We start from the raw sequence: 14,963 nt of genomic DNA on the forward strand, positions 1-14,963 counted from the left end.
TGGAAAGGTAGCTGATCCGCCCATGGGTGTCTCCACCGCAAGCCCGGAGAAGGGCATATCCGTCGTCACGGTCGACTTCCCGCCCGTCAACGCCCTTCCTGTACAAGGCTGGTACGACCTCTCCGACGCCGTCCGCGCCGCCGGCCGCGACCCGGAGATCCGATGCGTCGTGCTGGCAGCCGCGGGCCGGGGCTTCAACGCGGGCGTCGACATCAAGGAGCTCCAGCGCGACACCTCGCACCACGCGCTGATCGGCGCCAACCGCGGCTGCTACGAGGCCTTTGCCGCGGTGTACGAGTGCGAGGTCCCCGTCGTCGCAGCCGTGCAAGGATTCTGTCTGGGCGGCGGGATCGGCCTCGTCGGTAACGCCGACGCGATCGTGGCCTCCGACGACGCCACCTTCGGGCTGCCGGAGCTGGACCGGGGCGCGCTCGGTGCGGCAACCCATCTCGCCCGTCTCGTCCCGCAGCACCTGATGCGGGCCCTGTACTACACCTCGCGCACGGCGACGGCCGGAGAACTGCACGCCCACGGCTCGGTGTGGAAGGTCGTACCGCGCGACGAACTGCGTGCCGCGGCCCTGGAGCTGGCCCGCGAGATCGCGCGGAAGGACGGCCACCTCATCCGGCTGGCCAAGGCCGCCATCAACGGCATCGACCCCGTCGACGTACGCCGCAGCTACCGCTTCGAGCAGGGCTTCACCTTCGAGGCCGGTCTCAGCGGGACCGCGGACCGCGTGCGTGACACGTTCGGGAAGGAACAACAGCCGTGACCGACAAGACGATGACGGCCGAAGAGGCGGTGTCCCGTCTGAGCAGCGGGATGACGATAGGCATCGGCGGCTGGGGCTCGCGCCGCAAGCCCATGGCCCTGGTCAGAGCACTGCTCCGGAGCGGGATCAGCGATCTCACCGTCGTCTCCTGCGGCGGCCCGGACGTCGGCCTCCTCGCCGCGGCGGGCCGCATCCGCAGGCTCGTCGCGCCCTTCGCCACCCTCGACTCGATCCCGCTCGAGCCGCACTTCCGGGCTGCCCGCGAGCGTGGCGCCTTCGAGATGACGGAGCTCGACGAGGCCATGTTCATGTGGGGTCTGCACGCCGCCGCCAACCGGCTGCCGTTCCTGCCGGTACGGGCGGGTCTCGGCTCGGACGTGATGCGCGTCAACCCCGGGCTGCGGACGGTCGTCTCCCCGTACGAGGACGGCGAGGAGTTCGTCGCCGTACCCGCCCTGCGCATGGACGCCGCGCTCGTCCACATGAACCGCGCCGACCGGCTCGGCAACGGCCAGTACCTGGGCCCCGATCCGTACTTCGACGACCTCTACTGCGAGGCGGCGGACGCGGCGTACATCTCCTGCGAACGGCTCGTCGAGACGGCCGAACTGACCAAGGACGCCGCCCCGCAGACCCTTCTCGTCAGCCGGCACAGCGTCACCGGAGTCGTCGAGGCCCCGAACGGCGCGCACTTCACCTCCTGCGCCCCCGACCACGCCCGCGACGAGGACTTCCAGAAGCTGTACGCCACCACGCCCTGGCGGGAGTTCGCCGAGCGCTTCCTGTCAGGACCGGACGAACACGCCTACCAGTCGGCCGTGCAGGCCTGGCACAAGGAGCAGCGATGAGCGCCGGCGTCGGACGTGCCCCGATTCCCCCGCCCACCCGGTCCGAGTACTGCGTGATCGGCTGCGCGGAGGCCTGGCGCGACAACGGCGAGGTGCTGGCCAGTCCCATGGGAGTGGTCCCGTCCATCGGCGCGCGCCTCGCCAAGCGGACCTTCTCCCCCGATCTCCTGCTGACGGACGGCGAGGCCCTGCTCGTCGGCCTCGACGGCACGGTCGAGGGCTGGCTGCCGTACCGCCGCCACCTCACCATGGTCACCGGCGGCAGACGCCACGTCATGATGGGCGCGAGCCAGATCGACCGGTTCGGCAACCAGAACATCTCCTGCATCGGCGACTGGGCCCGGCCGGTGCGCCAGCTCCTCGGAGTACGCGGCGCGCCCGTCAACACCCTCAACAATCCCGTCAGTTACTGGGTGCCCCGGCACTCGGCCCGGGTCTTCGTGGAGCAGGTCGACATGGTCAGCGGCGTCGGCTACGACAACGCGGCAGGGGCCCGCTTCCACCGTATCCCGCGTGTGGTGAGCGATCTCGGGGTCTTCGACTTCGAGACCCCGGGCCGTGCGATGCGGCTGGCGTCCCTGCACCCGGGCGTGACCGTCGAGGAGGTCGTGGAAGCCACCGGCTTCGATCTGGTGGTCGGCGACGACGTCCCGTACACCCGGGAACCGAGCGGCACGGAACTGCGCCTCATCCGTGAGGTCATCGACCCGGCCGGCGCCCGTGACCGCGAGGTCAGGTCCTGATGGAGACCGCGCTCACCAGGCTCGTCGGGGTCGAGCACCCCATCGTGCAGACCGGCATGGGGTGGGTCGCGGGACCCAGACTCGTCTCCGCGTCCGCCAGGGCAGGGGCGCTCGGCATCCTCGCCTCCGCGACCATGACCACCGAACAGCTGCGGCAGGCCGTGCGCGAGGTCACATCACGTACGGACGCGCCCTTCGGGGTCAATCTGCGCGCCGACGCCGGGGATGCCCGGGAGCGGGTACGGATCATCATCGACGAAGGGGTACGCGTCGCCTCCTTCGCCCTCGCGCCGTCACGCGAACTCATCGCCGAGCTCAAGGACGCGGGCGTCGTCGTCATCCCGTCCGTGGGTGCGCGCCGCCACGCCGAGAAGGTCGCGGCGTGGGGAGCGGACGCGGTCGTCGTGCAGGGCGGCGAGGGCGGTGGGCACACCGGTGACGTCGCGACGACCGTGCTGCTGCCGCAGGTCGTGGACGCGGTCGGCATCCCGGTGATCGCGGCGGGCGGCTTCCACGACGGGCGTGGGCTGGTGGCGGCTCTCGCCTACGGGGCCGCGGGCATCGCGATGGGTACCCGCTTCCTGCTCACCTCCGACTCGACCGTCCCGGAGGCCGTCAAGGCCCGCTATCTCGCGGCGTCCGTCAAGGACGTCACCGTCACCACGGCGGTCGACGGGCTGCCGCACCGCATGCTCCGCACGGAACTCGTCGAGACGCTGGAACGGTCCGGCCGCGGCCGGGCCCTCCTGCACGCGGTGCGCAGGGCCGCCGGCTTCAGAAAGCTCTCCGGGCTGTCCTGGGCCGCGATGATCCGCGACGGACTCGCGATGCGGCACGGGAAGGAGCTGTCCTGGAGCCAGATCCTGCTCGCAGCGAACACCCCGATGCTCCTGAAGGCGTCCATGGTCGACGGCCGCACGGACCTGGGCGTCATGGCATCCGGCCAGGTCGCGGGGCTGATCGACGACCTCCCCAGCTGTGCGCAGCTGGTCACACGGGTGATGTCGGAGGCCGAGCAGGTGCTCCGCACCTTGCCGGTCCCGGAGTGAGAGCGGGCTCTCCGGTCCGGCGGGCGGCGGTACTGGTGCGTCCGCGGGTCCGGGGCCGGAAGCCGGACCTGCGGACTCCGGCTGCGCCGGGGGCCACGGGTTCCGCCCCGTCGGACGACCGGGCAGCCGCCCGGCCCCGGCGGGCGCGGCACCCACGGAACGGGTGCCCTCGACACGGCCCGCCCCGGCCGGGTCGGCCACCCCCGGAACAAGCTGCCGTCGACACGGCCCGCACGGCCACGCCCGACAGCCGGGCCCGCGCAGACCATGGCCACCCTCGGCGAACGAGCGGGCCTCCGCCCGCACCCCGTCCGGCGCCGGGCACACGGCCCCGCCCCGGCCGGTCGGCCACCCTCGGAACGGGTGCCCTCGGCACGGCTCACACGGCCACGCCCGGCAGACCGGCCCGCGCAGGCCACGCCCGGCAGCCTGGCCGCGGCCCGCCTGGCCACCGCCTGTCTGGCCGCCCGCGCACTGGGCGCGAGCGTTCACCTCCGCCGGACCGATGCACCCCGCCTGGCCACCCCCGGTCGGGCTCGGCTTACACATGCGCTTCGACCGCGACTGCGCGGCTCCGGCTTTCCGCTCACCGGCCCGCACGGCCACGCCCGGAACCAGCGCCTTTGACACGGCCCGCGCAGGCCACCGCCCGGCAGCCCGGCCGCGGCCCGCCTGGCCACCGCCTGTCTGGCACCCGCGCACTGGGCGCGAGCGTTCACCACCGCCGGACCGATGCACCCCGCCTGGCCACGCCCGGTCGCACTCGGCGTACGCCTGCGCTTCGGCCGCGGCTGCGCGGCTCCGGCTTTCCGCTCACCGGCCGGGCGACCTGGACCTGAGGGGAACGCGGACTCCGGCCGTACTCGCCGGGCTGCCGCATCGACGGCGGACGCCCGGTTTCCTGCCCCGCGAACTACCGGGCAGCCGCCCGTCGGCCGCCGCCCGTACCCCGGCCGGCGCCGGACGCACGGCCCCGCCCCGGCTGGGTGCGGCCACCTTCGGAACGGGTGCCCTCGGGACGGCCCGCACGGCCACGGCCGGCAGCCTGGCCGCGGCCCGGCTGGCCGCCGCCCGTCTGGCCGCCCGCGGACTGGGCGCGAGCGTTCTGGCCGCCGCCGGACTGGGTGCGCCCGGTGCCGCTCGGCGTACGCCTGCGCTTCGGCCGCGACTGGGCGGCCGGCTGCTGCGGCTGCGGCACCTCGATGGTGACGGCCACACCGGACGGCTCACGCGCCCCGGTCAGCCTGGTGAGTTCCTCGTCGCTGGACTTGATCCTGGCGGTCCGCGGGCTGATGCCCGCGTCCGACATGAGCCTCGTCATCTCGCGCTTCTGCTCCGGCAGTACGAGCGTCACGACGCTGCCCGACTCGCCGGCCCGGGCGGTGCGCCCGCCCCGGTGCAGATAGTCCTTGTGATCCATCGGCGGGTCGACGTTCACCACGAGGTCCAGGTCGTCGACGTGGATGCCACGGGCCGCCACATTGGTCGCCACCAGCGCGCTGACCTGACCGTTCTTGAACTGGTCGAGGGTGCGGTTGCGCTGCGGCTGCGAACGGCCGCCGTGCAGTCCCGCCGCTCGTACTCCGCTGGCGAGCAGCCGCTTGACGAGCCGGTCGACGGACCGCTTGGTGTCCAGGAAGAGGATGACCCGGCCGTCACGAGCGGCTATACGCGTCGTGACCGCCTTCTTGTCCGTCTCGTCCGCGACGTACAGGACGTGGTGATCCATCGTGGTCACCGCACCGGCGGAAGGGTCGACCGAGTGGACCACGGGGTCGCTCAGGAACTGCCGGACCAGCCGGTCGATGTTGCGGTCCAGCGTGGCCGAGAACAGCATGCGCTGCCCGCCCGGCTCCACCTGCTTCAGCAACGCGGTGACCTGCGGCATGAAGCCCATGTCCGCCATCTGGTCGGCCTCGTCGAGGACCGTGATCGCGACCTGTCCCAGCCGGCAGTCACCACGCTCGATCAGGTCCTTCAGACGGCCGGGCGTCGCCACGAGCACCTCGGCGCCGCGTCGCAGCGCAGCGGCCTGCTTGGTGATCGACATTCCGCCGACGACCGTCGCCAGGCGCAGATTGACGGCGGTCGCGTACGGCGTGAGGGCGTCGCTGACCTGCTGTGCGAGCTCACGGGTGGGCACGAGGACCAGGGCGAGCGGCGCTCCGGACTCGGCCCGCCGGCCGGCGGTGCGGCCGAGCAGCGCGAGACCGAAGGAGAGGGTCTTGCCGGACCCCGTGCGTCCACGGCCGAGGAGGTCGCGGCCGGCGAGGGAGTTCGGCAGAGTCGCGGCCTGGATCGGGAAGGGTTCGGTCACGCCCTGCGCGGCGAGGGTCTTCAGCAGCGCCGCGGGCATGTCGAGCTCGTCGAACGCCTCGACCGCGGGGAGTGCGGGTGTGACGGTCTCCGGTACGGCGAATTCGGCCGAGCGCGCGGCCGGGCGGGCCGAGGTCTTCGCGGCGGCCTTCGGAGCGCCTCTCCCGGCAGTCCTCGCGGCAGCACCCCCACGGGATCTCGACGGGCGTCCCCGGGACGGACCGGAAGCGGGGCGTTCGGAGCGAGTCATTGCTGAATTACCTTCCTGAACCTCATGAACAGCACAAACCGGGACCCGCACCACGAAGGTGCGGGTCCCGGCTGCGAGCTACGCGCTCCGGGGATCAGGCGGGAAGGATGTTCTCCGCCTGCAGGCCCTTCTGGCCCTGCGCGACGTCGAAGGAGACCTTCTGGCCCTCCTGGAGCTCACGGAAGCCGGAGCTCGCGATGTTCGAGTAGTGGGCGAAGACGTCGGGGCCGCCGCCGTCCTGCTCGATGAAGCCGAAGCCCTTTTCCGAGTTGAACCACTTCACGGTGCCGGTGGCCATGTCATTTCTCCTGATCAGGTCGGGGGCCCCATCCGGAGATGCCGGAAAAACAGCAATGCGCCTGAGGAACATTTCCATCAGGCGCACATAACGTTCATGGGTACCAAAAATGCAACCCTGGAACTCTAGCACGCCCCGGCGCCGGGCCCGGCGGGCCCTCTGCGCCGGACGCGGTCGCGGCGACGCACGGGCGGGGTTGACGCGCGGTCTCGGCGACGCACGGGCGGGGTTCCGGCCCGTCCCGGTGGCCGGGCGGCCTCCGGATCACAGCCGCTCGATGATCGTCACATTCGCCTGGCCGCCGCCCTCGCACATCGTCTGGAGACCGAACCGCCCGCCCGTGCGCTCCAGTTCGTGCAGCAGCGTCGTCATCAGCTTCACCCCGGTGGCGCCCAGCGGGTGTCCCAGGGCGATGGCGCCCCCGTTGACGTTGACCCGGGCGGGGTCGGCGCCGGTCTCCTTCAGCCAGGCGAGGACGACCGGGGCGAAGGCCTCGTTGATCTCGACGAGGTCGATCTCGTCGATGGACAGGCCGGTCTTCTTCAGGGCGTGGGCGGTCGCCGGGATGGGGGCCGAGAGCATACGGATGGGGTCCTCGCCGCGGACCGAGAGATGGTGGACGCGGGCGCGCGGGGTCAGGCCGTGCTCCCGTACCGCCCGTTCGCTCGCCAGCAGCATCGCCGCCGCGCCGTCCGAGACCTGGGAGGAGCAGGCCGCGGTGATCGTGCCGCCCTCCACGACCGGCCGGAGGGCCGCCATCTTCTCGAGGGTGGTGTCGCGGCGCGGGCCCTCGTCGACCGTCATCTCTCCGTACGCAACGGTCTCGCGCGCGAAGCGGCCCTCGTCGATCGCGCGGATCGCCCGCTGGTGGGAACGGAGGGCGAACTCCTCCATGTCGAGGCGTGAGATGCCCCATTTCCCGGCGATGAGCTCGGCCCCGTGGAACTGGTCGACGGGCGCGTCGCCGTATCGCGCGCGCCAGCCGGCCGAGCCGCGGAAGGGGCCGTCGGTCAGGCCCAGAGGCTCGGCGGCCTGCCGGGAGGCGAAGGCGATCGGGATCTGGGTCATGTTCTGCACGCCGCCCGCGACGACGAGGTCCTGGGTTCCGGACATCACGCCCTGGGCCGCGAAGTGCACCGCCTGCTGCGACGAGCCGCACTGGCGGTCGACGGTGACGCCCGGCACCTCCTCGGGCAGGCCCGCCGCCAGCCAGCAGGTGCGGGCGATGTCACCGGCCTGCGGGCCGACTGTGTCCAGGCAGCCGAAGACGACGTCCTCGACCGCGGCCGGGTCGATGCCGGAGCGCGAGACCAGTGCGGTGAGGACGTGCGCGCCCAGGTCTGCCGGGTGGACGGCGGCGAGGCCGCCCTTGCGCCGGCCCACCGGGGTGCGTACCGCTTCGACTATGTAGGCCTCTGCCATGACAACTCCTCGTTCGGCTGTGGGGCAGGTGTCAGGTGTCAGGTGTCAGGTGTCAGGTGTCAGGTGTCAGGTGTCACGTACGGAGATGCCGTCCAGCACCATCGACAGGTACTGGCGCGCGATTTCCTCGGGGCTGTGGCCGCCGCCCGGCCGGTACCAGGACGCCGCGACCCACACCGTGTCCCGGACGAACCGGTAGGTGAGCCTGACGTCCAGGTCCTCGCGGAAGACGCGCGCGGCGACCCCGCGCTCCAGCGTGCCGAGCCATGCCTTCTCGAACTTCTGCTGGGACTCGGCGAGATAGTGGAAACGCGGCAGTGCGGAGAGGTGCCTGGACTCCTTCTGGTAGATCGCGACGGCGGCCCGGTGCCGGTCGATCTCCCGGAAGGACTCGGTGATGAGTGCCTCGATCGTCTCCCTCGGGCCGAGCCCGGCCGCGAGGACGGCGTCGTACCCGTCCCACAGCTCGCCGAGGAAGGTGGACAGGATCTCGTCGAGCATCGATTCCTTGGAATCGAAGTGGTAGTAGAGGCTGCCCGCGAGCATCCCCGCCTCGTCCGCGATCCTGCGGACGGTTGTGGCGTTGTACCCCTGGGCGGCGAACACCTCGGCGGCGGTGTCGAGCAGTTCGCGGCGCCGCTCGGGCGAGGCGGTCACCTGGGTCTTCTTCTTGGTGGTAGGCACATGTCCATTCTGGTCCTGCCCGGGACTACGGGTGCTGGGAGCTGACGGAGACCGTCTCGCCCGTCATGTACGAGGAATACGCGCTCACGAGAAAGACGATCACGTTGGCCACCTCCCACGGCTCCGCGTACCGGCCGAGCGCCTCGCGGGCGGTGAGCTCGTCGAGCAGCTCCGCGGAGGTCACCTTCACCAGGTGAGGGTGCATGGCGAGGCTGGGCGAGACCGCGTTGACCCGGACCCCGTACGCAGCCGCCTCGAGCGCCGCACACCGGGTGAGCGCCATGACGCCCGCCTTCGCGGCCGCGTAGTGGGCCTGCCCGGCCTGGGCACGCCATCCGACGACCGAGGCGTTGTTGACGATCACCCCGCCGCGACCGGAGCCGCGGGAGGTGTCACGGAAGAAGCGCAGGGCTGCCCTGGTGCACCGGAAGGTGCCGCCCAGGGTGACGTCCAGGACGCGGGACCACTGCTCGTCGGTCATGTCGACGAGCGCGGCCGTGCCGCCGAGGCCCGCGTTGTTCACGACGAGGTCGAGGCCGCCGTGCAGCCGTACGGCCTCCTCGAACAGGGCCTGCACCTGGGACTCTTCGGTGACGTCGCACACCTGTGAGGCCACGGCCCCCGGACCGAACTCGCCCGCGAGCGCCTCCTCGGTCTCCTTGAGGCGGCGTGCATGGACGTCGCTGATGAGGACCCGCGCGCCCTCCTCCAGGAACCGGCGGGCGGTGGCTCCGCCGATCCCGGTCCCGGCGGCCGCGGTGACGACGGCGGTACGGCCGTCCAGCAGCGCATGCCCCGGAACGTACTGAGCCTTGTTGTCCGTCACACCAGGACGTTAACCTACCAAACACTTGTTAGGGAAGCGCTGCTGCCGCTGTTCCGGGCGGGGAGGGGAGCGGGCACGTCATGGACCTGACCCACACGGGGGACGAGGACGCGTTCCGCGCCGAGGCCCGCTCATGGCTGAGCGCCCATGTGCCCACCCGGCCGCTGCCGTCCCTGGAAACGGAGGAGGGCTTCGCCGCGCACCGGGAGTGGGAGGCGGAGCTGGGCGCCGGCCGCTGGTCCGCGGTGACCTGGCCCGAGCCGTACGGAGGCCGCGGCGTCGACATCTTCCACTGGCTGGTCTTCGAGGAGGAGTACTACGCGGCGGGCGCACCGGGCCGGGTCTCGCAGAACGGCATCAGCCTCCTCGCCCCGACCCTCTTCGACTTCGGGACAGAGGAACAGCGCGCGCGTGTCCTGCCGCCCATGGCGGGCGGCGAGGTGATCTGGGCCCAGGCCTGGTCGGAGCCGGAGGCGGGCTCGGACCTCGCATCCCTGAAGTCCCGGGCGGTACGGACGGACGGCGGCTGGCTGCTGTCGGGGCAGAAGGCGTGGTCCTCGCGAGCCGCCTTCGCGGACCGGGCGTTCGGCATCTTCCGCACGGATCCCGGTGCCGCCAGACCCCACCAGGGCCTCACCTACCTGATGTTCGACCTGCGCGCGCCGGGTGTCACGGTCCGTCCCGTCGGCCGCCTCGACGGAAAGCCGGCGTTCGCCGAGCTCTTCCTGGACGACGTGTTCGTACCGGACGGGGACGTGATCGGTGAGCCCGGACAGGGCTGGCGCATCGCCATGTCGGCGACCGGCAACGAACGCGGACTCACCCTGCGCTCCCCCGGCCGTTTCCTGGCCTCCGCGAACCGGCTGAGGGAGCTGTGGCATTCGGCCGCCGACCCCTCCGACACCGCCCTGCGCGACCGGGTCGCGGACGCGGTGATCGGGGCGCGCGCCTACCAGCTCTTCACCTACGCGGGCGCCTCCCGGTTCACCGCGGGAGCGGCCATCGGCGCCGAGTCCAGCCTGAACAAGGTCTTCTGGTCCGAGTACGACATCGCCCTCCACGAGACGGCGCTCGACCTGCTGGGCGCGGACGGTGAGTTGGCCGAAGGGCCGGACGGGTGGGCGGACGGCTACGTGTTCTCGCTCGCCGGACCGGTCTACGCCGGTACGAACGAGATCCAGCGCGACATCATCGCCGAGCGTCTGCTCGGGCTGCCGAAGGGCCGCCGCTGATCCGCCGATGCGGCCTGGGACACGGCCGCGGCTGAGGTCGTGGCTGAGGCCGTGGCCAAGTCTGAGGCCGTCGGGACCCGACCGACCGGCTGCCGTCCTCCGGCCGGCACCCGCAGCGCACCGTTCCCCGGGCCGACCGCCCGCCCCCACAAGGAGACGCCCCCGTGAAGTTCCTGCTCACCGAAGAACAAGAGGCGTTCACCCGCTCGCTGGGTGCCATGCTGACGGCCGCGGACACACCCGCCGTGGCACGGTCCTGGGCCGCCGGGGACCCAGCGCCCGGGGACGCGCTGTGGACGCGGATCGCCGGGGCAGGCGTCTTCGCGCTGGCCGTGCCGGAGGCGTACGAGGGCCTGGGCCCGCTGCCCGTCGAACTGGCCCTCGCCTTCGTGGAACTGGGCCGCCACGCGGTGCCGGGGCCGCTGGTGGAGACCGCCGCCGCCGCCGTTCTGCTCGCGGAGCTGGGCGATCCAGGACCGGTGAAGCGTCTCCTGCCGGACATCGCCTCCGGCGAGGCGACGGCGACACTCAAGCTGCCGGGTTCGGGTCCGTACGTCCTGGACGCGGATACGGCGACGTACGTCCTCGTGGCCGGACCGGAGGCGGAGGGACGGACGTTCCGGCTGGGTATCGCGCCCGGGTACGGTCCGGTACGGGCTTCGGCGGATCCGACGCGGCGGCTGGCCGTGCCCCGGCCGGGCGGTGAAGTGCTGGCCGCCGGGCCGGACGTGGCGTCCGCCGCGCGGCGGGCGGGCGACTGGGCGCGGCTCGCCACGGCGGCGCAGTCCCTCGGCGTCGGGTGCGCCCTGCTCGAGCGGACGGTCGCCCACGCCCGGCGGCGCACCCAGTTCGGTGCCGCGATCGGGTCGTTCCAGGCGGTCAAGCACCGTCTCGCGGACACGATGATCGCCCTCGAGTTCGCCCGTCCCCTGCTCTTCGGGGCGGCGCTCTCCATGGCCCCGGCCGACATCGCCGCCGCCAAAGTGGCGGCCGGCGAAGCCGCGTACACCGCGGCCCGCACCGCTCTCCAGATACACGGCGCGGTCGGCTACACGGAGGAGCTCGATCTCTCCCTCTGGCTGCGCAAGGCGCGGCCGCTGCGCGACGCGTGGGGCACGCCGGCGCAGTGCCGGGCCACCGTGCTGGCGGCCTGAAAGCCCCGGCTCAGGCCAGTCGCAGATCGATCCAGTGAATGGTGTCCCCCGGCAGCAGATAGCGGTCGAACTCGACGAACCCGTGCTTCTGCGCGAACCGCAGTCCGTCCTCGTTGGACGCGAGGACAACCGTCTCGATCACCTCGGCGCCGAGCGTTCGCGCCCGGTCCAGCCCTCGCGCATAGAGCTCCTCACCGAAGCCCCGTCCGCGGTGCGCGGGGAGCACCCGGGCGATCACGGTGGCGGTGGAGGTGTCCTCCCCGGGCGGGCGCACCGTCGTGCATCCCACAAGGACATCGCCCTCGTACGCGACCTCGAGATGGTTGCGCCCCGCGCGCTCACGCACGTCGTCGAGAGACAGGATGTGCGTGGGGATGATCTCGTTGTGGACGTCTTGCCAGTCCTTGAACGTGGCGTCGTCGTGGGGCTGTTCGATGCGAAGTTTCGACACCGCCTCAGAAAAGCCGTACGTGCCGGAAAGCGTCAACCGCAATTGGGTTCGGACTCATCACCGGTGCCTGCATGATGACCGTCATGCAGTGCATCGAGTTCTTCACCTACGCGTCCGCCCTCCAGTGGGGCGTCCGTGTCGACGGGACGGATCTGCGCGTCCATGCGGCGGACGCAACCCGCGAGCCGTGGCGCCTGGAGAACCAGGACGACACGACGCCGGAGGAACGGGAGGAGTTCCTGTTCTCCCAGCACGCCGGGCTGACACAGGACGAACTCGGCGATCCGGCACGCCACTTCCTCGGGGAGGGCGGTCCCGGTCTGCTCCGCGCCACCACCGGCGCCGTCGCCGTGCTGGGCTGCAGCTGCGGCATCTGGGAGTGCTGGCCGCTCCTCACGCACATCACGGTCACCCCCGAGACCGTCGAATGGTCCGGCTTCCGGCAGCCCTACCGCCCCACCTGGGGCGAGCTGCCCATGGGTCCGTACGTCTTCCCGCGCGCCGCCTACGAGAACGCGCTCGCTCACCCCGTCCACCTTGCCGGGGACCCGCTGACCGCGCTTCCTCACAGGACGCAGCAGGCGGCGGGTGACGGCCGGGCGATCCGAGGTGACAGGCAGGACGGGACCGACAGATCCCTGAGTGAGTGGCCCCGGTAATCCGATCGGGCGAACGACACGATTCCCGGCGCCCCGCTCACGAACGAACGGGACAGGGTCTACGGGGTTTCCGTGCGCTCCGTGCGGGGCGGGCTGTCGTCGTTCCCGCGCCGGATGGTCCGCAGCCCTCCGCCCGGCTGCCAGGTCCGGACCACCAGTTCGTCGCCGTCGACCCCGGTCCCTACGACCTCGGTCAGCTCGACCCGGAACAGATGGAACGGCTGCGGCTCGTCCACCGCTTCCTGGAACCGTGCTTTCGCCTCCGGGTCCGTCACCTCCACGGCCCGGCCCCCGACGCGGACGTCACCGTCGTCCATGGACGCGTCGGGCCCCGGGTTGGCGTGGAGGGCGAACCTGGGGTCGTGCAGGAGGTCCAGGGCCTTGCGCGAGTTCGGCATCATCCCGAGCCACAGTTCCCCGAACCTGAAGTTCGCTTCGAGCCCGCTCACCCGGGGCGCGCCGTCCCTGCGGAGTGTGGCCAGGACGTGGTGCTTGTACTTCTCGAAGCGCCGCTGCACGGTCGCGGCGAAGTCCGGCTCCGCCGCCTGGAAGTCTGCCCAGCTGAAGGTCATGAAGCCCATGGAAGCGCGGATACCCGACATCCTCTGTCGTGATTGGCCGGAGTGCCGCTCCCGCAGCCGTTCGGCGTATCGTCCGCGGCATGATCGCCGAACTCCAGTGCCTGGTTCTGGACTGCCCCGACCCACCGGGCCTTGCCCGCTTCTACGCCGCGGTCCTCGGCGGTGAGGTCAACCGCCCGGACCACCGCTGGGCCACCGGTGACGGCTGGGCGACCCTGCACCTGCCCGGCGGCCAGGTGCTCGCCTTCCAGCGGGTGTCGGACTACCGTCCGCCCCGCCGGCCGGACCCGGCCCACCCCCAGCAGTTCCATCCGGACTTCGCCGTCCCCGACCTGGAGGAGGCGGGCCGGCAGGTGCTCGCGCTGGGCGCGACGCTCCTGGACGGCGCGGACGCCGGCCGCTCCTGGAGCGTCTACGCCGACCCTGCGGGGCATCCCTTCTGCCTGGTACGGCATCGGTGACCGGTGCGGGCCGGGGCCTCCCCCAGGACGAACTCCCACGGCGGCAGCACCGGGACCGGGAGCGGAACCGGAACCGGAACCGGAACCGGTGAGAACACTCACCGAGCTCCTGACGCACCGGGGCCTGGAGGAAACGCCGTTGGTCGCCCACGACTTCGGCAAAGCCGTCTCCCTTCGGGCGCTTCTGCTGCACGGCGCCCGCTGTCGCGCGCCCGCTCGGTGCACCACGCCCTGGTACTCGAGTACGTGAGTTCGGCCGGCGGCCCCGGCCTTCTACCGCCAGATTCGCCCAAGCCGACCCAGTCCACACCGACGAGGCGCAGGACCGCCGCGTCGTCTTCCTTCAGCACCCCCGCCGACGCCCGGCAACCGGCGAAGCTCTCCGGTGAGAGCACCAGGTCACGCCCTGACGATGCCCATCGCCCGGGCGTTCGCCAGCCATACCGGGAACTCGGACAGCAGCCGGTCGTACAGCTCCGCGTCCGGGACACGTCGCGGGTCCTCGCCCGCGTGGAAGAACCCCGCGTTGTCGATGGGCCGCTTCGCGGGGACGGCGAGCTCGTCCAGCTTGCGCAGGAACTCGAACTGCCTGCTGCCGGGGTCACCGAAGCCGATGAACTGCCAGAACATGGGCAGCTTCGCCGCCTTGCACACATAGCGCTCCGCGGCCGACTTGCTGCTGGGCCCGCCGTCGGTCTGGAAGACGACGAGCGCGGGAGCCGTGGACCCGCTGTCCAGATAGTGGTCGATGACCGCGTCCATCGCCAGGTGATAGTTCGTCCTGCCCATGTGGCCGAGCCCGGCCACGATCCGGTCGATCCTGCCCTCGTGGTCGGCGAGCACGATGTCGGTCTCCGCGTCGACGTCCGTGGAGAAGAAGACGACCGGCACCCGTCCGTCGTCGTCGACGTTGGCGGAGAGCCCGAGTACCCGGTCGGCGAGCGCCTGCACGCTGCCGTCCTTGTAGTAGGGCTTCATCGAACCGGAGTGGTCCACCACCAGATAGACCGCCGCGCGCTGCCCGCTCAGCCCGTGCTTCTCAAGCGATATGCCCGCGCTCTTGTAGAGGCTGACGAGGGCCGGAGCGGACTCCTCCATCTTGCGGAGGCTTATCGCCGCCATGACGCGTCTCCGTTTCGCCGGGTGTGCCAACGCGGAGGAATCTACGGGAACTCGGGCAGACGGCATAGCCGTGCGCCGGGCTGCCCTGCTCACCG

The 14,963-nt window shown here is 71.7% G+C and carries 16 protein-coding genes; 8 read left to right on the plus strand and 8 right to left on the minus strand.

Features of this window, described 5'->3' with window-relative positions; genetic code table 11:
- Positions 1 to 22: 22 nt before the first annotated feature.
- From ACFU5O_RS26515 to ACFU5O_RS26530, 4 genes are read left to right on the plus strand one after another with little or no spacing between them, the layout of a single operon-like run.
- The gene (locus ACFU5O_RS26515) at positions 23 to 772 is read left to right on the plus strand and encodes an enoyl-CoA hydratase family protein (protein ID WP_384244373.1); all 750 of its coding nucleotides are present in this window, start codon (positions 23 to 25) and stop codon (positions 770 to 772) included.
- Positions 769 to 1,620 (plus strand): CoA transferase subunit A, encoded by an 852-nt coding sequence (locus ACFU5O_RS26520; RefSeq protein ID WP_384244374.1) that lies wholly within the window; start codon positions 769 to 771, stop codon positions 1,618 to 1,620. Before ACFU5O_RS26515 ends, ACFU5O_RS26520 begins: the two co-directional genes overlap by 4 nt.
- Positions 1,617 to 2,363: a CoA-transferase subunit beta gene (locus ACFU5O_RS26525; protein WP_384244375.1), complete on the plus strand. Its 747-nt coding sequence runs from the start codon at positions 1,617 to 1,619 to the stop codon at positions 2,361 to 2,363. Before ACFU5O_RS26520 ends, ACFU5O_RS26525 begins: the two co-directional genes overlap by 4 nt.
- Positions 2,363 to 3,412, plus strand: coding sequence for an NAD(P)H-dependent flavin oxidoreductase (locus tag ACFU5O_RS26530; RefSeq protein ID WP_384244376.1), 1,050 nt, complete (start codon positions 2,363 to 2,365; stop codon positions 3,410 to 3,412). Before ACFU5O_RS26525 ends, ACFU5O_RS26530 begins: the two co-directional genes overlap by 1 nt.
- 913 nt (positions 3,413 to 4,325) lie before the next feature.
- On the opposite strand, the gene ACFU5O_RS26535 is transcribed toward ACFU5O_RS26530, so the two are convergent.
- From ACFU5O_RS26535 to ACFU5O_RS26555, 5 genes are all read right to left on the minus strand, one after another.
- On the minus strand, positions 4,326 to 5,978 hold the full coding sequence (locus ACFU5O_RS26535; RefSeq protein ID WP_384244377.1) for a DEAD/DEAH box helicase: 1,653 nt from the start codon (positions 5,976 to 5,978) through the stop codon (positions 4,326 to 4,328).
- A 94-nt stretch (positions 5,979 to 6,072) separates the two neighbouring features.
- Entirely contained in the window at positions 6,073 to 6,276 is a 204-nt protein-coding gene (locus ACFU5O_RS26540; RefSeq protein WP_384244378.1) for a cold-shock protein, read from the minus strand.
- 264 nt (positions 6,277 to 6,540) lie between these two features.
- Positions 6,541 to 7,698: an acetyl-CoA C-acetyltransferase gene (locus ACFU5O_RS26545; protein WP_384244380.1), complete on the minus strand. Its 1,158-nt coding sequence runs from the start codon at positions 7,696 to 7,698 to the stop codon at positions 6,541 to 6,543.
- A gap of 66 nt (positions 7,699 to 7,764) precedes the next feature.
- The gene (locus tag ACFU5O_RS26550; protein WP_384244381.1) at positions 7,765 to 8,382 is read right to left on the minus strand and encodes a TetR/AcrR family transcriptional regulator; all 618 of its coding nucleotides are present in this window, start codon (positions 8,380 to 8,382) and stop codon (positions 7,765 to 7,767) included.
- A gap of 25 nt (positions 8,383 to 8,407) precedes the next feature.
- Complete coding sequence (locus ACFU5O_RS26555) at positions 8,408 to 9,208, minus strand: SDR family oxidoreductase (RefSeq protein WP_384244382.1); 801 nt, start codon at positions 9,206 to 9,208, stop codon at positions 8,408 to 8,410.
- 80 nt (positions 9,209 to 9,288) lie between these two features.
- Here ACFU5O_RS26555 and ACFU5O_RS26560 point away from each other — a divergent pair, with 80 nt between their 5' ends.
- Both ACFU5O_RS26560 and ACFU5O_RS26565 read left to right on the plus strand, forming a co-directional pair.
- Complete coding sequence (locus ACFU5O_RS26560) at positions 9,289 to 10,440, plus strand: acyl-CoA dehydrogenase family protein (protein ID WP_384244383.1); 1,152 nt, start codon at positions 9,289 to 9,291, stop codon at positions 10,438 to 10,440.
- Between the two features lie 164 nt (positions 10,441 to 10,604).
- Complete coding sequence (locus ACFU5O_RS26565) at positions 10,605 to 11,594, plus strand: acyl-CoA dehydrogenase family protein (protein WP_384244385.1); 990 nt, start codon at positions 10,605 to 10,607, stop codon at positions 11,592 to 11,594.
- Between the two features lie 10 nt (positions 11,595 to 11,604).
- Here the strand turns inward: ACFU5O_RS26565 and ACFU5O_RS26570 are convergent, their stop codons facing one another.
- Entirely contained in the window at positions 11,605 to 12,045 is a 441-nt protein-coding gene (locus tag ACFU5O_RS26570; protein WP_384244386.1) for a GNAT family N-acetyltransferase, read from the minus strand.
- 83 nt (positions 12,046 to 12,128) lie between these two features.
- On the opposite strand from ACFU5O_RS26570, the gene ACFU5O_RS26575 reads away from it, so the two are divergent.
- Positions 12,129 to 12,704 (plus strand): hypothetical protein, encoded by a 576-nt coding sequence (locus tag ACFU5O_RS26575; protein ID WP_384244387.1) that lies wholly within the window; start codon positions 12,129 to 12,131, stop codon positions 12,702 to 12,704.
- 59 nt (positions 12,705 to 12,763) lie between these two features.
- Here the strand turns inward: ACFU5O_RS26575 and ACFU5O_RS26580 are convergent, their stop codons facing one another.
- On the minus strand, positions 12,764 to 13,276 hold the full coding sequence (locus tag ACFU5O_RS26580; protein WP_384244388.1) for a pyridoxamine 5'-phosphate oxidase family protein: 513 nt from the start codon (positions 13,274 to 13,276) through the stop codon (positions 12,764 to 12,766).
- 89 nt (positions 13,277 to 13,365) lie between these two features.
- On the opposite strand from ACFU5O_RS26580, the gene ACFU5O_RS26585 reads away from it, so the two are divergent.
- Positions 13,366 to 13,746 carry a VOC family protein gene (locus ACFU5O_RS26585; RefSeq protein ID WP_384244390.1) on the plus strand — a complete coding sequence of 127 codons (381 nt, stop codon included), beginning with the start codon at positions 13,366 to 13,368 and terminating at the stop codon, positions 13,744 to 13,746.
- Positions 13,747 to 14,145: 399 nt separating this feature from the next.
- On the opposite strand, the gene ACFU5O_RS26590 is transcribed toward ACFU5O_RS26585, so the two are convergent.
- Positions 14,146 to 14,868, minus strand: a complete 723-nt coding sequence (locus ACFU5O_RS26590; RefSeq protein WP_384244391.1) for a vWA domain-containing protein — start codon at positions 14,866 to 14,868, stop codon at positions 14,146 to 14,148.
- Positions 14,869 to 14,963: the final 95 nt, after the last annotated feature.

It is taken from the genome of Streptomyces sp. NPDC057445 (assembly GCF_042802855.1).
In the GTDB taxonomy this organism is placed as follows: domain Bacteria; phylum Actinomycetota; class Actinomycetes; order Streptomycetales; family Streptomycetaceae; genus Streptomyces.